This is a genomic window from Candidatus Avelusimicrobium aviculae, from assembly GCF_949292495.1.
Taxonomy (GTDB): Bacteria; Elusimicrobiota; Elusimicrobia; order Elusimicrobiales; family Elusimicrobiaceae; genus Avelusimicrobium; species Avelusimicrobium aviculae.
Map to the genome: position 1 here is coordinate 1 of NZ_CASEZB010000004.1, position 20,669 is coordinate 20,669.

Annotated in this window: 17 protein-coding genes; 4 read left to right on the plus strand and 13 right to left on the minus strand. The window is 46.8% G+C overall.

What is annotated here, in order from left to right; translation table 11 throughout:
• Nucleotides 1–3,587: hypothetical protein (locus ACQY33_RS01085; RefSeq protein WP_428073308.1), on the plus strand; the 3,587-nt coding region annotated here is incomplete at its 5' end.
• 550 nt (nucleotides 3,588–4,137) lie between these two features.
• Here the strand turns inward: ACQY33_RS01085 and pyk are convergent.
• Nucleotides 4,138–5,559 carry a pyruvate kinase gene (pyk, locus tag ACQY33_RS01090; RefSeq protein ID WP_428073309.1) on the minus strand — a complete coding sequence of 474 codons (1,422 nt, stop codon included), beginning with the start codon at nucleotides 5,557–5,559 and terminating at the stop codon, nucleotides 4,138–4,140.
• Between the two features lie 158 nt (nucleotides 5,560–5,717).
• On the opposite strand from pyk, the gene ACQY33_RS01095 reads away from it, so the two are divergent.
• Both ACQY33_RS01095 and ACQY33_RS01100 read left to right on the plus strand, forming a co-directional pair.
• Nucleotides 5,718–6,209, plus strand: coding sequence for a hypothetical protein (locus tag ACQY33_RS01095; RefSeq protein ID WP_428073310.1), 492 nt, complete (start codon nucleotides 5,718–5,720; stop codon nucleotides 6,207–6,209).
• On the plus strand, nucleotides 6,206–7,093 hold the full coding sequence (locus tag ACQY33_RS01100) for a hypothetical protein (RefSeq protein WP_428073311.1): 888 nt from the start codon (nucleotides 6,206–6,208) through the stop codon (nucleotides 7,091–7,093). The genes ACQY33_RS01095 and ACQY33_RS01100 overlap by 4 nt, the downstream gene beginning before the upstream one ends.
• A 71-nt stretch (nucleotides 7,094–7,164) precedes the next feature.
• On the opposite strand, the gene ACQY33_RS01105 is transcribed toward ACQY33_RS01100, so the two are convergent.
• From ACQY33_RS01105 to ACQY33_RS01160, 12 genes are all read right to left on the minus strand, one after another.
• Nucleotides 7,165–8,148 carry a hypothetical protein gene (locus ACQY33_RS01105; protein WP_428073312.1) on the minus strand — a complete coding sequence of 328 codons (984 nt, stop codon included), beginning with the start codon at nucleotides 8,146–8,148 and terminating at the stop codon, nucleotides 7,165–7,167.
• A gap of 105 nt (nucleotides 8,149–8,253) precedes the next feature.
• Nucleotides 8,254–8,760 carry a hypothetical protein gene (locus ACQY33_RS01110; RefSeq protein WP_428073313.1) on the minus strand — a complete coding sequence of 169 codons (507 nt, stop codon included), beginning with the start codon at nucleotides 8,758–8,760 and terminating at the stop codon, nucleotides 8,254–8,256.
• Between the two features lie 161 nt (nucleotides 8,761–8,921).
• Nucleotides 8,922–9,266 carry a lipocalin family protein gene (locus tag ACQY33_RS01115; RefSeq protein ID WP_428073314.1) on the minus strand — a complete coding sequence of 115 codons (345 nt, stop codon included), beginning with the start codon at nucleotides 9,264–9,266 and terminating at the stop codon, nucleotides 8,922–8,924.
• Between the two features lie 11 nt (nucleotides 9,267–9,277).
• A complete protein-coding gene (locus ACQY33_RS01120; protein ID WP_428073315.1) occupies nucleotides 9,278–9,967 on the minus strand; it encodes an SIMPL domain-containing protein in 690 nt (229 codons plus the stop codon).
• A 222-nt stretch (nucleotides 9,968–10,189) separates the two neighbouring features.
• Nucleotides 10,190–11,200, minus strand: coding sequence for a type I glyceraldehyde-3-phosphate dehydrogenase (gap, locus tag ACQY33_RS01125; RefSeq protein ID WP_428073316.1), 1,011 nt, complete (start codon nucleotides 11,198–11,200; stop codon nucleotides 10,190–10,192).
• A 111-nt stretch (nucleotides 11,201–11,311) separates the two neighbouring features.
• Entirely contained in the window at nucleotides 11,312–12,721 is a 1,410-nt protein-coding gene (locus ACQY33_RS01130; protein ID WP_428073317.1) for an alanine/glycine:cation symporter family protein, read from the minus strand.
• A 152-nt stretch (nucleotides 12,722–12,873) separates the two neighbouring features.
• Entirely contained in the window at nucleotides 12,874–14,139 is a 1,266-nt protein-coding gene (locus tag ACQY33_RS01135; RefSeq protein ID WP_428073318.1) for a glycosyltransferase family 87 protein, read from the minus strand.
• Between the two features lie 79 nt (nucleotides 14,140–14,218).
• On the minus strand, nucleotides 14,219–14,725 hold the full coding sequence (locus ACQY33_RS01140; RefSeq protein WP_428073319.1) for a DUF1893 domain-containing protein: 507 nt from the start codon (nucleotides 14,723–14,725) through the stop codon (nucleotides 14,219–14,221).
• A gap of 51 nt (nucleotides 14,726–14,776) precedes the next feature.
• Entirely contained in the window at nucleotides 14,777–15,952 is a 1,176-nt protein-coding gene (locus ACQY33_RS01145; RefSeq protein ID WP_428073320.1) for a MalY/PatB family protein, read from the minus strand.
• A gap of 68 nt (nucleotides 15,953–16,020) precedes the next feature.
• A complete protein-coding gene (locus ACQY33_RS01150) occupies nucleotides 16,021–17,214 on the minus strand; it encodes a hypothetical protein (protein ID WP_428073321.1) in 1,194 nt (397 codons plus the stop codon).
• An 88-nt stretch (nucleotides 17,215–17,302) separates the two neighbouring features.
• Entirely contained in the window at nucleotides 17,303–18,559 is a 1,257-nt protein-coding gene (locus ACQY33_RS01155; RefSeq protein WP_428073322.1) for a hypothetical protein, read from the minus strand.
• Nucleotides 18,560–18,794: 235 nt separating this feature from the next.
• Nucleotides 18,795–19,751, minus strand: coding sequence for an L-lactate dehydrogenase (locus ACQY33_RS01160; protein WP_428073323.1), 957 nt, complete (start codon nucleotides 19,749–19,751; stop codon nucleotides 18,795–18,797).
• A 150-nt stretch (nucleotides 19,752–19,901) separates the two neighbouring features.
• Here ACQY33_RS01160 and ACQY33_RS01165 point away from each other — a divergent pair, with 150 nt between their 5' ends.
• Nucleotides 19,902–20,480 (plus strand): inorganic diphosphatase, encoded by a 579-nt coding sequence (locus ACQY33_RS01165; RefSeq protein ID WP_428073324.1) that lies wholly within the window; start codon nucleotides 19,902–19,904, stop codon nucleotides 20,478–20,480.
• The last annotated feature ends 189 nt before the right edge of the window (nucleotides 20,481–20,669 follow it).

The window sequence follows — 20,669 nt, forward strand, 5'->3', positions numbered from 1 at the left end:
CGCTGGCGAGTATGGGCTTGCGTGCGTCGGAAACGCCCGCGGTTGTGGGCAAGACAGCCAGCATAACGCCGCGGGTATTGGGTGCGGCGGAAGCGGGGAATGCGGCGAACGTTGCCATAGATTTAAAACAAAACCGCGCCTGGCAGCCGCTGGCTTTTCTTAACAGAAACGCCATTTCCAACTGGCTTAGGGATAAATTGGCTGATAATGGACGGATGGAATTGTCCCCCTCCGCGGCCAATAAAATTGCCAAAAACGTACTGGCAAAAAGAAGTCCGATGTCCTCTTCGTTGGTTTCTATTGTGCGCAGCCCGGCTTCCGATGATTTGAAAGAGAAGGCTTTGTTGGCGTTGTATGAGCGCAACCTCTTATATAGTTCTATTCAGAAACTGCCGCAAGAAACCCGCATATTGATAGAAGAAACCACTGGGAATAAGCCTCTGTTAGGCAAACGCTTATTGGCGTTGTATCATTTGCAGGCGTTAGAAAAGGCTTTACTCTCTATTGATGACGGTGTGGCCCAGGCTCCTTTGTCTGCCGGGTTGAAGACATTAATGTCCACCACAGATTGGGAGGCCAAAGTGGAAGCCGTATATGCCCAAGAGTCGCAAGTTATGCCGTTGCAGACGGAGCAATACTCCGGCATGGTTCCCACTGCGCCTAAGTTGGATTTGGATTTAATACAGAAAACTTGGCGTATTCCTTCTTTCGCGCGTGACAATGCTTACCAAGCACAATCGCGCAAAGTGCAGTGGTGGAATCCGTTTAGCAAAGAGCAGGAAAACTTCTATAAAAACAATATTCCTTTCTATTACCGTTATACTGACGGAAGCATTAGCGACGGCCCGGTAGGCATCCTTTCTTACAAAACCATGCCGGGAATATATAACAGATTGTTATCCATGGTGGGCTTAAGTTCCAATATTGGTTTTTCCATTCCGGAAGGCTATGTGCTGTTGTTGGATGAAGAAGGAAAATGGAAATATGCCATGCCTCGTGGGAATTTAGCGCTGGTGGAAGGCAATAAATATTCGCTGCGCTATTCCCAACCCTGGAAAAAATACGGTAAATGGGGCCGTGTGCGCCAGCGCAAATCGGGGCGTGTGGCGGTGGATACTCCTTACAGCACAACAGACTTATTAACTCTTGCCAATTTGTTGGAAACCCAAAAAGGTAAGTTAAACATAGAGCTGGAACTCAATAAGCCCAATTCTTTAAAACAATTCCTTACGTTCCACGCTTTGTTTGTGGGGAACGACGCCGGGCAAACCTTAACCGGCCCGTTCAAAGATACCGTGAAATCTTTGTCGGGGGCTTGGTCTTGGTTGGTTAACACGTTTGGCGGTATTGGGTATACCACTCCGTTCTTCGCGGGCAGACTGATGGGCTTTATGTCCCGCATTGGACACAGCGCCACCATTTTAGGCGTATATGGTTTGGCGTTGGTAGCGTTGTTGTATTCTTTCTTTGGGTTAGGGATGGATGGCTCCTTTGTGTTCCCTAAAGACGCTACTTGGTGGGATTATGTGGCCTTGGGTATTCCTACCACCACCATGGTATTGGGCGGCAGCTTGCTTAATACCAGCACCCAAACCTTACTTAACTTTTATAAAGACCCTGTTGCCCGTACGGGTGCCCATTTAAACTTCGCCAATAACAAGAACTATTCCCGCTTGTTTATTGCGTTGCTTACTTTCGGTGCTTTTGTATCCGGACTTAAATTCCATGGGGAAACGCTGAACTGGTCCATAGTGGTTCCTGCGGCTATTGTGTTATTGACCATAGCTTCTATGTTGTACTTTAATACCCCTGTGTTTGAACAAGATTTGCAGGCGTTTAAGAACCGCCGCAAGGCTGCGCAGCAGAAAGAGGCTGAGGAAGCCAATAAGACGCAAGCCCAACGCGAGGCGGAAGCGGAAGCCGCCAAAAAAGAAGCGGCTTTTATGGCGCAGCTGCAAAAAGAAAACCAAAAATGGTATAAACAGACTTTTAGAAAAATGCCTGAAGTAAAAGAAATTGCCGGCCGCGTAAGCAAGGTATACGCCAGTTATGCTGCCAGCTTGCTTGTATTGGGCCAGGCATTGACTGAAGTTGGTAAAAAGGTTGTAATGGAATGGCCTTCCTTTACCACGTTTATGCAAAATTATATGCCGTTCTTGGATTTAAATGCGGCGGACGCTGGTAAAGCGTTGGGTATGTTCTTAACGGCGTTGTGCTTGTTCACCACCACCAAAGTGCGCGGTTTGGCTACCAAATGGGTCAAAACCAATAAAGCGACCGATGACCAATTAACAGGCGCCTCCTTGTTGTTGCTGCCTATTGCCACCGCCGCGTTGGTGGGATTACCTTCTGACGGGCCGGGGGCATTGCTCTCTTTGGCTACTATTTTGGTTTTGTACGCGGCCACCGCTGTTCCCGGCCAGCTGGACGCGGCCCGCATGCAGAACTTTATTTCTTCTATCTTTAAGCAAGAAAAATTAGATCTGCAGGCCCGCACAGACTTAACGGCGGAACAAAAAGAACATGAAAAGAAAATTTTAGAAGTACGCGAAAAATTCGCCAGCAGCAAAGGCGCCGCGTTGTATTCCTATATGAACGGCTGCGGGTTAATTGGTATCGGCGTAACGGTGCTGGGCGTGTTCCTCATGCAGGATATGGCTTCCATGTTAGGCACCGCTTGGCAAGGTGATATTTTGGATACCGTTACAAATTTGGTAGGCACGCAGGGAGAATCACACTCCATCGCTTTTAGCCGTATGGTGTTGGCTTATGCCGCCGCGGTAGCCGCGTGGCTGGGTTGGACGAACCGCCACTTAATCTTGGACGCTAAGAAGCTGGTGAAACCGCTGTCTATCAGCCCGGAAGCTATTGCCGCGGGTAAAATAAAAGCTTCTACGTTTGGTATTAATAAGAAAAACGCCAAAATGCGTTGGAACGCGGTGGATAAGGAAATAGATGATATCGCTTCCAAGATTATTGCTTATGGGGCCAGCTCTGAACAGAAAGTAACGGGATTGTTTAACTCCATGGTGGTATTAAACAACCGCTTACACGCCTTGAGTGAGATTTTGGGCGAAGCGGAAGTTTCCTCTTCCGTGAACAAGCTGCGCACCAAAATTGCGGTGCCGCTGGTGGAAATGATTAAACATAATGACTTGTCCGTCCAGCTGAAAGAAAATATCAATTCCTTTGGCAGAATGTTCTTTGAAGCGGACGGCGTAACGCCCAAAACGCAAACCCGCTATATACCGGAAGGCACCTATTCCATGCCTAAGAACCATGAGTTATATGAACTGGGTTCTGTGTTGGTAAACGAAATAGAACAGCTTGCCTACCAGGTACAAAACGGGCGCGCGGACGCAGCCACCTATGTGTTGCTGACTGAATACTATGAACGGGCTTACCGCGTATTAAACGCTTACTTTGACGCCAACGCTGATGATAAGCCGCGCGCTAAGGTCCAGTTTGACCGTCTGTCTGAGGTAGCCAAGGAGCTGCAATCCATGAATTTAAAAGCCGCCAATCCGGCTTCTTCTGAGGACGACATTAAAAAATTGCAAAATGTAATCGCGTCGTACACTAAGTAATTTTGCAGACTGCATTTAAACCCCGCGTCATCAACAATGACGCGGGGTTTTTCTTTCCTCAAAAACAATAAGTTGTGTACGGGGTGGAGCGCCAGCCTCACCCGGCCGCAGTAAAAACGCAGTTTTTACTTGTTATTTCACCTTGGCGGAGCCTAAAAAGCGGAGGTATAAAACCAAAATTAACCTTACACAACCTCGTAGGGCGGGGTATAAAACACGCGGTATTCCCCCCCCTTTTTTACTAAATACCCGGTATATAAATGACTTTAAACTCGTCAAAACGGGGTTTTCTGAGGTTTTTTGCATGCGGTACAAGCCTAGAGTGCGTTTTAGCCCAACGCCCGGGTTTTGGGGCATAACGGGCGGGGCAAGGCAAGTGGTATTATTTTTCGTTTGGCGTAGGGAAAGGTACGAGGGGCCTGCTTAAATCCATTTAAACGGATTAGAAGCCTAAAAAGAAAGCAATAAATCCACCCTAGGCACCGGGGGGTTCCAGAATGCAATAAAAAACCCCCGGGCGTATACCCGGGGGTTTAGGTTCCTCAATGGATTAGATAGCTACTACATAGAGCAAGTTGGTGGTGCCTTTTTGCGCAAAAGGAATACCAGCCGTTACCACAATGTTGTCACCGGGATGGGCCAGTTTTTGGTCCAGCACGGCTTTTTTAGCTTCAGTGGCGATATCGTCAAAATTGCGGAGGTTTTCCACCACAATAGGCGTTACCCCCCACACAACCGTCATTTGGCGGGCGGTGGTAAGGTTCGGGGTTAAGGAAAGAATCGGCAAACCGCCGTTTCTTTGCTGGGAAGCGCGCAAGGTGGTATAGCCGGAATCCGTAAACGTTACAATAACGTTTGCCGTATCCATATTGGTGGCTACTACGCCGGCCGCTACGGTGATGGCGCCTTCTTTGGTGGTTTCGTTGCGGCGTTCCAATAAAGAGAGGCCTTTGCGGTAGCGGTGGTCGTTTTCTACGGTTTCAATAATGCGGCGCATGGTGGTTACGGCTTCTACCGGGTGGTCGCCTTGGGCGGTTTCGGCAGAGAGCATAACGGCGTCTACCCCGTCGTATACGGCGGTGGCTACGTCAGACGCTTCGGCGCGGGTAGGCATAATGTTGTGTACCATGGATTCCAACATCTGTGTGGCTACGATAACCGGTTTGCCCGCTTTGCGGCAGCCGGAAACAATCTTTTTCTGCAATACGGGTACCAGTTCCGGGCTGGTTTCTACGCCCAAGTCCCCGCGGGCCACCATGATAACGTCGGTCAAATCAATAATTTCGCGCAAGTGTTCAATGGCGGAAGGTTTTTCAATTTTGGCGATGATGTGCGCTTTGGATTTCATTAAGCTGCGTAATTCAATAATGTCTTCCGGTTCCTGTACAAAGGAAAGACCAATAAAATCAGCCCCCAACATTTCGGCGATTTTCAGGTCTTCTTTGTCTTTGGCGGTTAAGGCGGAAAGCGGCAATTTTACGCCCGGTACGTTCACGCCTTTTTTATTGGAAAGTTCCCCCCCGGCGATGACGGTGCAGTCGGCCGTGTCGGCGGTGCAGGAGTCTATGCGCAGGCGGACGACGCCGTCGTTAAGCAGCAGTTCCAGCCCGGGTTTCATAGCGGCGAAAATTTCTTTATGGGGCAGGCAAACGCGGGTTTGGTCCCCGGGTTCCGGGTTCATATCCAGGCGGAATTTATCCCCCTCGGCCAGTTTAATGCGGTAATCTTTAAAAGTGCCAATGCGCAATTTGGGGCCCTGCAAGTCAAACAAAATACCCAAGGTGCAGTTATATTTTTTCTCCATTTTGCGGATGTTGGTGACTCTTTCTTGGTATTCCGGCAAGGAGCCGTGGCTGCAGTTGCAGCGGAAAACGGACACCCCCGCTTTTACTAAAGATTCAATAGCTTTTTCATTGCTCGTGTCGGGGCCGATGGTCGCGACAATTTTGCAAAAATCAGTGTTTTTTGGCATAATAATAGTTTCTTCCTTGTAATATCAAACTTTTTGAGGAGAGGATAAGAGAGTAGTCTTTCCTTTCATATATATTTTATTATTTTTAGGGGCTTGTTGTCACGCCGGGCGTATATTGGAGTGTATTCAATACTCCAAATAGGCTAAAATATATATATATGAATACCTTAACCTCCGGGCCGGAAGCGCCCTCTTTTCAACCTAAGAAAGATTATTTTGAGCCCATGCACACCGCGGAACATATTTTAAACCAAACCATGGTGCGCATGTTTGGCTGCCCGCGCAGCCGCAACGCGCATATAGAAAAAACAAAATCTAAATGTGATTATGAGCTGAACGCCTCCCCCTCACAAGATCAAATTGCTGAAATAGAGCAAAAGGTTAACCAAATTATTTCGCAAAATTTACCGGTTACCTGCCGCATGATGACGCGGGAAGAAGCGGCTAAAATCAGTGATACGTCCAAACTGCCCCCTGATACCGGGGATATGCTGCGCGTAGTCTTTGTGGGCGAGTATGATGCCTGCCCCTGTATTGGCAAACACGTAGAAAATACCTCCCAAATAGGACGTTTTAAAATTACCACCTGGGACTGGCAACCCGGCCGCCTGCGTTTGCGCTTTAAGTTGGAACAGGGAGTGGCCTCATGAGGTTTTTCCCCCTTATTTTAACGGCTTTTCTTATGACGCCTGGAATATTGTTTGCGCAAAACGCCACCGGCTGGCAGGTGGAGTTGGACCGGCTTGCTTTTAACTTTACTTCCACGCAAGTAAACTATGCAAAAGAATATCAAGATTTTTCAGACGCGCGCCTGACTGCGGATTCCCAAACCGCGATCAGCGGGGAGCTGCACGCCTTAGGCAATTATTATTTTAATAATTGGCTTTGGAGCAATGCTTTAGAGCTAAACTATGGAAAAACACGCATCCGCCCCGTTGAAGGCGAAACCTTAACAAACGAAAACGCCGATAAGATAGCCTTTACCACCGGTTATACCCAGCGCTTGTGGCGTGTGGACAGCGTGCTTGGCGGTTTTGAAGCCGGCCCGTTTGCCAATATAGGTTATGAAACCGAATTTACCCGCTTGGACAATGCCCCCCGTTACCGGGTGTACCGGGGCATGCTGGGGGTTAAAATTTTTGACGGGGATTATATAAAAGATTTTTATGTAGCCGCTGTGGGCGAGGCGGACCATACGTATGACCCCTCTTCCGAAAAGCTGGCTTGGGAGGCCGCCTTAAAGCTGCAAGCCCCGCTGCGGGAAGGCGTTTTGGCTAAATTTAGTGCGGTATGGAGGGACTATCTGCACGAATCCCATGCCCGAAATACGGACTTGGATTATGAACTGGAGCTGGACGCCCGTTTAGAAGTGCAACTGTATGATAACCTGTCCATAGCGCCTTTTATTAATTTTTATACCGCACAGGGCAAGTATATTGCTCCCCGCGGGCAGAACGTATATATAGGGGTGGCGCTTTCTTTTAGCCACATTTTTGTAAAGCCGCAGGGTGGGGAGCCGGATATTTCTCTTTAAATAAAAAACCGCCTGTATGGCGGTTTTTTTTCAATAAAAACGGCCCTTTACAGGGCCGTTTTTATGTGTATTTAGCGCAGGAAACGACTATCAAAGTCATGTATCCATCTTTCCCGGTTGGGCAAAGCGTTGCGGCGGGCTTTTATGATAATTTCTGGCAAGCTCTCCAGCCCGTATTGCCCGTAAATATACACGTTGCGTATTTTCTCCGGAGGGACGTTTTCATAACAATGGTAAATGGTATGGGTGGAATTATGCACTTCGTCTTCCCAATATTCCAAGCCTTTTATATCTGAATCCACTTCAAACACAACGCCAATGCCATTTGGATGTTCGCGGTTTCCCCCTCCTTGGAATACGTAGGACAAGGCTTCCCCGGTAGAACTAGAGAAACTGACAAACTGATCCCCTTTATTTTTGGCGCCTACATTCCAGGTATTCATAGAGGTTAAAAAACCGTTTTGAAGGGTGGAAGCCAATTCATCCACCGTCATAAACACCCCGCGGTACATATGACCGTTTTTCTCTGCGAGAAATGAGGGTTTAGACAAATACGGATAGATACGGCGCAGATAGTAGCCTTCCAAATAGCTGTCTGTTAAAGCATAAGATTTTATAATAGGTTCTTTATACTTCAGCAACAGTGCTGTAGATAATGGAATATTTATCCGGCGCTCTTCCTTGCTTAAGCGTTTGGCCGGGGCCCATTGCAAATTGGGTTTTTGCAAAAGTTTTTTGTTCTTGGCGTTTTTCCATGCCAAAGAAGAAGGAAAGGCCTCCCCTCCCAATAATTGACCGCGCAATATAGCGTCTTCATGGGCTTGTTTTTCTTGGGCCGTTTCCAGGCTTTTTTGGCTTTGTGTGGAAAGCGTGTTTCCTACTTTTTTGGAGGAAAGCGCCGCTGCACCCGCAGCCGCCACCGCACTGGAAGAGGAGGCAACCGCTTCTTTTTCCAGCGCTTTTCCCACGCTTTTTGCCGCCCGGCTGAGGCCTTGTGCCGGCAACGCCTGCGGTAAGATAAGGATAGTGGTTATAATAAGTAATAATGTTTTCATATCTTTTATAGTATAGTGTTTTTTTAAATAAAAAATAGATTTTATTAAAAATATCCCCGGGTAAATCGTTTGCCCGGGGAATTATTTCATCGTAAAAGCAAACAGTTAACGAATCTTTTTCATTTTGCCCGGGCACATGCGCAAAGAGCGGTTGAGTATTGTGTCCCGGCGGGATTTATCTAATTCCAATCTTTGAAATTTAACGGACGGATACAAATACAACGCGTTTTGTAATACGCAAAAAGCCGCATCCGGACGAACCTTACTAAAGGACTGCTGGTTTTTTACCAAATAGCCGGATATTTTTAACAAATGGGCCCGCATGTTTTTTTCGTGTTTATTGGCCGGGAAACGGAAAGGAATGTCCAATACTCCTGCTGAGGTAATGGCGGCAAAAGATTGGGTGATTTCCAAATTTTTGTTTTTATTTTTTAGTTGGCGTACATGGTTGTTGTAGCCTTCCATAACGGCCATGGCGGCGCGGTAAACTTCCACTTGGTTGCTAATAGCGCGCCCCACGGGAAAAGAATCCAGGGCTTCCACGTTTTCGCAAAAACCGCTGGCTGCCATACTTACGGCTATCAGGCTAAACAAACATTTTTTTATACTCATTTTTCTCATATCCTTTATCGCCTTTAATTAATATTAATTTTAATTTATGAATTCTGTACTTTCTTAACAAGGGTCATAGGACCTATATACACGGGGGCCTTTTGGCCTATAAAAACCCGGGCTTTTGCGCCCGGGTTTCAAATACTGGCGGAGTTTATTTTTTATTTAGGGCGTGTATAAGTAAACACACTGCCATAGTTGGAAAGAAGTTTTAAAGTATGTCCGTCTAATTGCTGAATAGTATAACTTTCCGTGAAAGGAAGCGTTTGGCCGTTTCCTACGCTCTTGCCGTGTAAAGTTAAGGTGTTGCCTTGTTTTTCCCATTTTTCATACAGCAAGGTAGCCATATTAATGGAGGAGGCCTCTCCCCCTTTTTTCAGCTTAAAGCCTTGCATTTGCTGTTCCATACCTGGTATGGGCTGTACCCATTGGCCGGTAATGGCGCTGTTGGCCGCGCAGCCGGCTAAAGCGGCAAGACACAATATAAATACATATTTTTTTAACATAGTTTTCCTCTTTAATTTAACGCGTATTGAACGGTTATTTCCGCGCGCACGGGGATTACCCCCGCCGCGGGTATACCGGAAGCGGTATTAATATAAGAATTTTGGCTGATGTTGGACGCGCCGTAAAACCCGGCGGTTTGTTCTTCCGTAATAGTCATCACTTTACCCAGCTTTGCATGGGCTTCTTTGGCTAACAATTGCGCTTTCTGCTGCGCGTTTTGCATGGCTAACGTGCGGGCTTCGTTTCTAAAATCTTTTAATTTGGAAGAATAAAACCGTACGTCCTGCACTTGGTTTATGCCATTGTCCAACAAGCCGTAAAGGACGGTTTCATATTGGGATAAATCTTCCAACGTAACACTGAAAGACTGTGCTAATGTATAGGAGGGTTTATCCGTGCGTTTGCCGTCAGCCGCGTAGTAAGAAGGATTAATGCTTACATTTTGGGTTTGTATGTTTTTATCCTTTATATGCTGGGCGCGGCAGTATGCAAGCGCTTTGGCTATATTTTGCTGTAAAACTTTTGCCCCTTCTTTTAAATTGTCCGTTTTATGCTGAAGGCCTACGGTAATGGTTACGCGGTCCGGCGGGGCCATTACCTCTGCATCCGCCTTTACGCGTACAAAGCGTTCTTGGGCGGCAAATACGCTTGCAGGGGTTGCAAACAAAAAAAGCACGCTGATGTAAAAAATCTTTTTCATAATACGCCTCTCTATCGTAAAAACTATCTTTTATTATACATCTTTAACTGGCGGGAAATGCAATAAAAAATGCGGTTTGTTGTTTTTCTGTGTTTATAAAGCCTTTGCGGGGCGAAAGGATACGAAAGTTAAGAAGAGGATATCTCTTTTTTACGTGCTCCCGTAAACATAAGCAATAAAAAAGCGGGCCCTTGCGGACCCGCTTTTAAGTAAGCTAAATGCTTATTTGTTTACGGAAGCCATGTGGGCGATTAAATCCAGCACTTTGTTGGAGTAGCCGATTTCGTTATCGTACCAAGACACGACTTTCACAAACGTATCCGTCAAAGCGATACCGGCTTTGGCGTCAAAGATAGAAGTCAACGGGCAGCCGAGGAAGTCAGAAGATACAACGGCTTCATCGGTATAGCCCAAAATGCCTTTCAGTTCGCCGTTGGCGGCTTCTTTCATGGCAGCGCAGATTTCTTCATATTTAGCCGGTTTGGCCAAGTTGACGGTCAAGTCTACCACGGATACGTCCAAGGTGGGTACGCGCATAGACATACCGGTCAATTTCCCGTTGAGTTCAGGGATTACCTTGCCCACGGCTTTGGCGGCGCCGGTGGAAGAAGGAATAATATTGCCGGAAGCGGCGCGGCCGCCTCTCCAGTCTTTCATAGAAGGACCGTCAACCGTTTTCTGGGTGGCGGTGGTGGAGTGTACGGTGGTCATCAAACCGTCTTTAATGCCCCATTTGTCGTTCAACACTTTGGCGATAGGAGCCAAGCAGTTGGTGGTGCAGGAAGCGTTAGATACAAACTGGGTGCCTTTTACGTAAGATTTTTCGTTCACGCCTACCACGAACATCGGGGTAGCGTCTTTGGACGGGGCGGACATAACGACGTATTTAGCGCCGGCTTTAATGTGGGCTTGCGCTTTTTCCTGGGTAAGGAACAAACCGGTGGATTCTACCACGTATTCGGCGCCTACTTTATCCCAAGCCAATTCTTCGGGGTTTTTGCAGGCGGTTACGCGGATTCTTTTGCCGTTTACAATCAGTTCGCTTTTTTCAACGTCCGCTTCTACGGTGCCGTTGAATTTGCCGTGCATGGTGTCATATTTGAGCATATAAGCCAAATAATCAACCGGGCACAAATCGTTAATACCTACAATTTCAATGTCTTTGCGTTCTTGAGCCGCGCGGAATACGAAACGACCGATGCGGCCAAAACCGTTAATACCTACTTTAATCATACGTTACATCCTCCATGGATTTTTTACTTCTGTATATATGATACTATTTTTTTACCGCCCGTTAAAGATGCTTTTGGGCCTATAAAAACCCCCGGCTTGCCGGGGGTGAGATTATTTGGTTTCTTCCCATGCCTGCGCATTGGAAAGGCCGGGAATATTGCGGGGGTTAAAAGCGGGGTTTTTTACCCCTTCCGCCCGTTGGCTGCGGTAGTCGGCCAGCACGGCAAGCACCTGTTTTCTAAGCAGTAAAATGGCCGTAATGTTTAAAAGGGCCATCAGGGTCATAAACAAGTCCGCCATGTTCCACACCAGTTTCATTTGCAGTACGGCCCCTAAATACACCATACAAGCCACCAGGGTACGGAAAATAACCATAAACGAACGGCTGTTGGTTAAAAACTGCACGTTTGCCTGCCCATAATAATAGTTGCCTATAATAGAAGTAAAAGCGAACAGAAGTACGCTTATGGAAATGAACCAGTTTCCAAACATCGGCCCCAAGTTTTGGGACAAAGCCGCCTGGGTAAGCGCAATGCCTTCGGAAGGCATGTGCTGATAGTCCGCCAGCAGCACGATAAACGCCGTGCAGCTGCAGATAATCAGCGTATCTACAAATACGCTAAGCGCCTGTACATAGCCTTGGCACACCGGGTGGGCAATATTGGCCGTAGCGGCGGCGTTGGGGGCGGAACCCATACCGGCCTCGTTGGAAAACAGCCCGCGGCGCGCGCCCGTCATAATGGTGGCACCCAAGGTTCCCCCCGCCACGTTGCGCCAGGAAAACGCGTCCGACACAATAAGCTCCAACACGGAGGGTATTTTTTCCCAGTTCATAGCCAGCACAATCAAGGTTACCGCAATATAGCCCAAGGCAAAAACAGGCACAATCACCGCGGAAAACTTGGCAATGCGTCTAAGCCCGCCAAAGATAATGGCGCAGGTTAAAAAGGCCAACACCAAGCCGGTGGCGGCAGGGGTAATTTGAAAAGAGGTTTGTAAAGACTGGGCAATGGTGTTGGACTGTACGGAGTTAAACACAAACGCAAAGGTCAGCGTGATAATTACCGCAAAGGCGGACCCCATCCAAGGCTTGCCCAAGGCGTTTTTCATATAATAAGCGGGGCCTCCTATAAAGTGAGTGCCTTTTTTTACTTTATATACTTGGGCCAGGGTGCTTTCCGCAAAGGCGGAAGCCGCCCCAATAACGGCAATAACCCACATCCAAAATACGGCCCCGGGGCCGCCTACGGTAATGGCAATGGCTATGCCGGCTATATTGCCCGTTCCCACGCGGGAAGCGGTACTGATGGCAAACGCCTGAAAAGAAGAAATATGCCCTTTTTGTTTAGAGTAGCTGGCTTTTTCCGTAAGCAGGCGCCACATTTCTTTGGGGCGGGTAAACTGCACAAAGCGGGTAGCCAGGGTGAAATATAAACCGCAGAAAACCAACGCGGCCATAAGAATATATCCCAAAAAACGGTCATTTAACAGGGTGACCATTTGGGTAAGGCTTTCAGTCATACGTACTCCTTGTTTTTACTTGCGGACACAAGAATAAAGTAATAAGGTGTTTTAAAAACACATCTTATAGTATAGCAAGATTAAGGGACGGCGGAAATGTTTTTTTGTTTAAAAGACCTGGAGAAACGTTTCAAAGAAGAGTCCGGCTTTTGTTATTTGGGGCGGATATAAGTTTTTATTCCCTCTTTTAAACGGGCGTAATTGAAATCGCGCATTAATACCGCTAATAGCAGTATAATAACCAGCGGGCGGAGCACGCTTCCCGCGTTTAATATCATGGCGTAGTGGCTCATGTAATAGGTATGCGCCCACCAGTTGATAGGTATAAACAACAGCGCCAAAAGTACGCACAACGTGTTTTGGGCAGGCTGTTTTCCGCCGGCGTTTAAAAAAAGAAGCGCCGGCAGTACAAGATGTATCAGCGTATAGTCAGATGACACAAACGGAAACCCCACTTCCGCCAGTGTGAGCAAAAGCACCGCCTTCCAAAATGCTTTGTTAATAAAAACAACATACAAACAAATTACGCTAAACAAAGCAAACATAAACAGCATATATCCAAAAGCCGCCTGAGCGGAAAAATAGGTAAAAGGCCCCCAGGTTTGCGGAAGCCCCCCATCCAGGCTGATAAATACCGGCACGCGCATTAAGTTCATTAAGGAATGGGAAAACTGCAGTCCAAACGGGCGCTGTTGGTGGTAAAAAGCAAACATTTCTAAATTGTTTTGTAATTGTTCCCCCGCCCCAGTTAAGTAATAGCCTACCGCAAAAAACAATACGGTAAGTGTTAAAGTATAAAAGAGTTCTTTGTGTTTTTTATCCGCGGCAAACAAAACCAGAAACACCGCCGGGTAAAGTTTCATATTAATGGCTAACGCCAACAAAAGCCCTGCCGTTTTTAAGCGGCCTTCTTGGTAGGCCCAAATAAACAGCCCGCACACAATAAACAGCAGCATTTCCACGTTGCCCCGGTCCAGCGTGAACCATAAGGGGTAAGAGCACAGCGTAAAAATACCGGCCCATACGGGTTTAAAAGGCATAGGCGGCATAAAGCGGTAAGCAAGCAATGCGTAAAACCCCACAAACAAGGCTTCCATACACCACAAAGCCAACTGCCAGTTTACGTATTTGAGCGGCAAAAGCAAAACCATAAAAAATGGAAAATAATTGGGTCCTGGTTGGTTATATACATCCAGTCCTAGCTTGGTGAAAGAGGCCACATCATAAAAATCGCTCAGGTGAAAGCGGGGGTCAAACAAAAAAGTAACATGCGGGAAATAGGCCTTTGCCAGCAGCAAATTAATGCCCATTAGCACTAGGGCGGACAACATTCCCAACAGCAAGACTCCGCAAAAAAGCGCGGTGCGTTTTTGTGCGGGAGTAAATTTTTTATATAGGGAAATAACCGCCTGATACATAAGAACCTATATATTTTGCCATTTTATCCCACTCCCCGCAATAAAAAACCCGGCTTAATGCCGGGTTTTTACTGTAAAGTTATTGTCCCGAATAGCCGCTGGAAATTAAGTTTTCAAACCCTTGTTTAAGTACCGGATAAGCGGTTTGGGCGTCATCTAAGCCGCGGGCCAGCGTTTCCATGGGGCAGGAGCCGGTTTGGGAACGGTTTAAAATATACGGAACCTGTTTATCGTATGTATAAGTGATGTGGTATTTTCCCAATATGGGAACAGCTTCTTGGGACAGCATACCCGTATGCAGGCTTTTCGCCCCCCCATAGGCCAACAGCAGGGCCGAGGCGCGCCCGGTTACTTTATCGTACATTTGGGCGTTTTTTAAATCCCCTTTCTGCAAATGGGTGATTAAAGGCCCCAGCCCGCGGCCGTTATAGGTTTCTATATGCCCGTCCGGAAATACGGCCACCAGGTCATGCCCTTTGGCCAGTTCCAGCAGTTGCGGCTGGGTAAGTGGTTTTTGCGCCGCTTGGCAGCCCGCCATAAACAAAACGCAAGCGGCCAGTAAAATGGTTTTTGCGGTTAATCTCATAAATTTCCTCCTGTCTGTATAAAAAGTATAAGCTATGGAGCCGGCTCCAAGTCAAGCGTTTTGCAAAGGGACGTTTTTTACCACGCGGCTAAAACGTTCCAGCCCGTCCTGCAACAACGCGCGCGGGCAGGCGATATTCAAGCGCAGAAATCCGTTTCCTTCCGGCCCGTATAAGTGGCCGGGGTTTACAAATACTTTGCCTTCCGTGCGCAGTTTGTTGCTTAACTGGGCGGAAGTTAGCCCTAGCGCCTTGGCGTTTACCCAGACCAAATAACTACCCTCTAAACGGGTAACCGGCAAAAAGGGAAGATTTTTTTCAAAGAATTCGGTTAAGTATAAATAGTTTTGGTAAATGTAGGCATTTAATTGATTTAGCCAATCTTCCCCCTGCGTGTAGGCGGCGATGGCGGCCTGCACCCCAAATACGCCCAAAGAAGCTATTTCATTGGCTTTTAGGCGCTGTTCCGTTTCTTGGCGCAAGGTTTCGTCGGATATAATGATATTTGCCGCCTGTAAACCGGCTATGTTAAATGCCTTGCTGGGAGAAGTGCAGGTAATGGTTTGGCGGGCCAAGTTTGGCGAAAGGGAGGCAAACGGTATATAAGTATGCCCGGGGGAAGTGATTTCCCCGTGTATTTCATCGGCAATGATTTTTACCCCGTGTTTTAGGCATATTTCCCCCGCTCTCATCAGTTCTTCTTTGGTCCACACGCGCCCGGCCGGATTATGCGGGTTGCATAACAATAAAAATTTTACGTTTTCCTGCGCGGCTTTTTGTTCCAAGTCTTCAAAATCCATATAGTAGGTGTTGTTTTTATACACGAGCGGATTGTATAGGGTGCGGCGTTTATTGTCATTAATGCTGGAAAAAAAGCAATTATATACCGGGGTTTGCAGTATGATTTTATCTCCCGGGTTGGTTAAAGCCTGTATAATAGCGCACAAAGCGGGCACTACGCCCGGGGCCGTAAGTATCCAACCGGGCTGCACGGCCCAAGCGTGGCGGCGCAGAAACCAATCCGTAACGGCTTGGTAGTATTGCGGCGGCGTTTTGGTATAGCCAAAAATGCCGTGGGCGGCGCGTTTGATAAGCGCCTCGGTAATGGCGGGGGCGGTTTTAAAGTCCATATCCGCCACCCACATGGGCAGCGTATCCGGGCCGGATGCGTCCCACTTTAATGAAAAAGTTCCTTCACGGTTTACGGGTGTGTCAAAATCATAAGTCATATTCAAAATCCTTGTTTTTGGATATTGTAACAATTTTAAATTATCCCAAGAAAACGCTTTTTAAATGATTAAAACCAATTGGGTTGGCTGGGCCTGGGCGGGTGGATAAAGGAGGGCAGTTTATATTGTTTGCCCGTGCGCAAATTATATAAATAAGTGGTTTTGGGCGTTTCATCAAAAAATGAGGTTAGGGGCAAGGCGAGGTTATTTTCGTCCCAAGATAATGGATGGGTAGTGATTAATAAAAACTTGGCATGGGGAAAAGCTTGCAGTTGTTTCTTTAAGTCAGTGCGGGAAAGATGCAATTGCACTGTTTTTGCTTTTAATGGTTTTCCCACAGCGTTTAACAGCGCGTAGGACACAATGTATTCATTCATATTTAAATTGATAAAGCGTTCATTATCAATATAAAAAGGCACAGTGGCTTTCCCCCCGTTGTGATAGGATTCCACCAACAAATTTAAAAAATGGGCCGGAGTAGCAAAGGAACAAGGCGGTTGCGTGTTTTTAGGGTTTTCGGTTAGGGCCGAACCGGTGTGAATACCAACCAGCTGGTTTTGACTGTTTAAAACCGCGCTTCCGCACAGCCCTTGGCGGAGGCTTCTCTCCGCAATGGGCATGGAAGTGCGGATGGAATAGGGCAAATCTTGTATCACCCGGCGGTTGTAAACGGGCAAAAAGCCCTTATCATTGTATCCCAGGGAAAACACTTTTTTTTCATTGTTTAGCTTTCCCAAAGGGTAAGGATTTAAAAACGTTTCGGCTTCATCGGGAAACTTTACCAGTACCAAGTCCAGTATATTTACCGGGGAAAAGACTACAATTTCCGCCGGAATTTTTTTAGTTTGGTTTTTTGAAACAAAGAAAGTGGCCTCAAAATGGCGCGGAACTCCGGGAAACAGACTGGCGGAAGAAACGGCGTGCGACACCATGGCCCCGTAAATTTCTTTTTTCCCGTTGTAATAGGTATAAAATACGACGCCTGAAAATTTAAAGCGTTCATCCTTGGGAAATACGGCTTGGAATAAGCGGCCTTGTTGCGCCTCTAGCGTGGCTGGCCGCTGTTGGCGCGCTTTTTTCGAAAGCGCAGTTGCGAGCTTGGCGTTGCGGGGTATGGCGCAACGTCTGGCAGTCCCCCCTGTTTTTAGAGCAGCGGCATAGCGTTTTAGCATTTTGGGGGTTATTTTGGGCTGGGCATGGCTTTGCCTCGCAAAACCAAAACAGCAACTAATAAAAAGAATAATACCCAAGAACGGTTTCATGTTTTTATTTTATATAAGAGAGCGTCTCCCCAACAAGAAGCAAAAGACCTATACCCAATTGGGCCTTTTGGCGGAAAGGGTAAATATTTTATTTACTGCGGTTAGTTCCCGTCGCGTTTACTACTTTTCTCTTCTGCAAATCATATAAATAAGTTTTATAAGGGGGCTGGTCGTCCGGCGTCATCAGCAGGGCTTTTGCGTCTTTGGCCCAGGTTACCCGGTGGGTGCTCACACGCAAAAAACGGGCTTGCGGAAACTGTTTGAGCAGCTGGTTAAGGCGGGTATGCGGAAAGTGAAAGTGTACTCGGTCGGAAAATAAAACCGTGTGTTTTTTCCCTAACAGCTGAAAAGAAATCGGGTATTCGCTGATATCCATTTTCATAAAATGACCCGGAGCCAAATAAAAAGGCACGTTGGCTTTTCCCCCGTTATGATACGCTTTTACCAAAAAACGCAAATAAGAGGCCGGGGTAACGTAAGATACGGTGGGGCCGTTATCTGAAAAGAAATAATCTATCCGGCTTCCGGTATGAATACCCGCCAGTTCATTTTTGGGGGTTAATACGGCGCTGCCGCACATGCCTACGCGTTCCAAGTGGGGAAGCGGCATGGAAGTATAAATGGTGGTAGGCGTTTTTCTAAGAATATGCCTTTGGGGAATAAAAGAAAACCGCCAGTGGTTATATCCTACTGAGCGCAGTATTTCTTTCTTACTTACGCGCTGCGCCAAAGTAAAAGGGGTAAGCAGCTTTTCCCCCTCGGCGGAAAATTTAACTAAAGCCATATCAAACGTACTTATTGGAAACGCCGCCACAATTTCCGCCGGGATGTTCATTTTAAAATATACGTCGTTTGCTTCTTGGATAAGGGAATAGGAAAGTATGTCTTGCGGAATATGACCGTTGGTTTGGCTTTGTGGCAAATAAACCGTGGCGTTAAAATGACGGGGAATGCCAAACACGTTATTAGACTTGGAAGGAATAATGTGGGTGGCGATGGCTCCGTAAATTTCTTTTTTCCCATGATGTTCTATTTCAAATACCGTGCCGGAAAAACGTATGTCTGGGTCCGCTTCTACAACGGCCATAAAAATATGTCCGTCTTTGTGCGAAAGATAAGGAATCGTTTTTTCTTTTATTTTTCGTGTCGCTTGTTTTATTGCCGCGGCAGTGTTTTTGTCTGGCGTAGACGTTAGCGCCGCGCGGGCGGATTTTGTTTTTTGAGTAGAATTAGCCTGCGCTTTTTTTACAATGCGCCCTCCCAGTTTAACGGGTTTTTGCGCTGCCGCAGGAAGGGCCGTTAAAAGAAATATAAATATAAATGCCGTCAGAATATTTTTCATCATCTTGTATTTTATAAATTCGCCCAGAAACGGGGAAAGGGTCAAAAGGCCTGTTTTGGGGTAGGCCTTATGGGTAAGAAGGGAACCTTTGTTTGCTTATTTCACCGGAGGAAAGGCGTAGTTTATGGCGTTAAGATTTATATTCGGTTTGGAAGTATGTTTGTGCCTGAAGAATTTGTTTAAAAACACCCGCCTTTTTTGAAAAAGGCGGGCGGAAGCAAAAAGGACAAAAAGAAAATTAGATTTCGTTTTCCTCTAAAATTTTCTTTAGCGTATCGGCCGATTTTTTAAGTGCGGCCACTTCCTCTTCGTTTAATTGCAAGGGGACGTGCGTTTCCACCCCTTGGCGGTTTACAATGGCGGGCATGCTTAACGCCACTCCGCTGATGCCGTATTCCCCATTCATTAAAGAAGAAATGGGTAAAATGGATTTTTCATTGCGCACGATTGCCTCGCAAATGCGTTTGACGGACATGGCAATCCCGTAATAGGTGGCTTTCTTGCGGGAAATAATTTCATAGGCGCTGTTTTTTACCTCTTCGGCAATACGCTTTGTGGCTTCCTGATGGTTAAAATGCCCGCGCATTTCACAGAATTTGTCTAACTTAATGCCGGATACGTTGGCGCAGCTCCAGGCGGCTATTTCGCTGTCGCCGTGTTCGCCGATGATAAAAGCGTGTACGCTGCGGCTGTCTACGTCTAAATGCTGGCCTAAATTGTATTTCAGGCGGGCCGTGTCCAGCACCGTGCCGGAACCAAACACCCGGTTTGGCGCGTAGCCGCTTAATTTAATGGCTACGGACGTTAAAATATCCACCGGGTTGGCCACAATAAGCAAAATGCCTTTAAAATCGCGTTTGGTGATTTCCGGGATAATGGATTTAAAAATGGATATATTCTTTTTTACTAAGTCCAGGCGGGTTTCCCCCGGTTTTTGGTTGGCCCCGGCGGTGATGATAAGAAGCCCCGCGTCTTTGATGTTATCGTAATCCCCGGCGTAGATTTTCATGGGTTTGGCAAAGGGCACGCCGTGGCTGATGTCTAAGGCTTCGCCTTCGGCGCGGGCTTGGTCGCTGTCAATAAGCACCATTTCCGTAAACAGTCCGCTTTGCATGAGGCTAAAAGCGGAGGCCGCTCCCACAAAACCACAGCCGATAATGCCCACTTTGTTAAAATTAATAAATTCTTGTTCCATATGTTTTCTCCTTGGTAAGACGTACTAGATTTTATCAAATAAATTGAGCCGTGCAGACACGATATTTGGGTTAGGCCGCGGCCGCTTTAAACTGAAAGTTTCGGCTAGAATTGCTATAATCGTAATATCTTATAGAAAAAAGAGGAAAAAATGTTTGCAAATTTTAACCCGTGGCACCATGTATCGCCGGGCGACAAAGGCTCCCTGCCTTATGTTGTAAACGGCATTATCGAAATTCCCAAAGGCACCCGCGCCAAGTACGAGCTGGACAAAGCCAGCGGCCTTTTACGCTTGGACAGAGTGCTCTATTCTTCCGTCTATTATCCGGCCAACTATGGCTTTATCCCCCGCACGTTGGGTGAAGATAAAGACCCGCTGGATATTTTAATTCTCTCCCAGGCGGAAGTAGTGCCCATGTGTATTGTGCCGGCGCGTATTATTGGCGTAATGCGCATGTTGGATAACGGCGAGGCGGACGATAAAATTATCGGCGTGGCGCAGGGCGACCCGAACGTAAGCCACTATACGGACGTGGAACAGCTGCCCGAGCATTTAATATCTGAAACCATGAGCTTTTTTGAGGACTACAAAAAGTTGGAAAACAAAACGGTGGTGGTGGAAAAAATATTTGACAAGAAAACCGCCATCAAAATTTTGCAGGAAGCTTTTGTGGCCTATGAGGAAAAATTTGTAACGTATAGTAATTTTTCCAAACTGGCGGAAAAATAACGTTTTGTTGTGAAATATGCAAATAAGCGTTTCAGCAATGAAACGCTTATTTTATAACTACTGCTCACAATAAACCCCGGGCGTAAGCCCGAGGGATGGAGTGTGTATCCCCAAATCTTCATATTTAGTACCATCTCAATATGGAACTTACCAAATTAAGTCACTGCGTTTATCACTGCCGATACCACA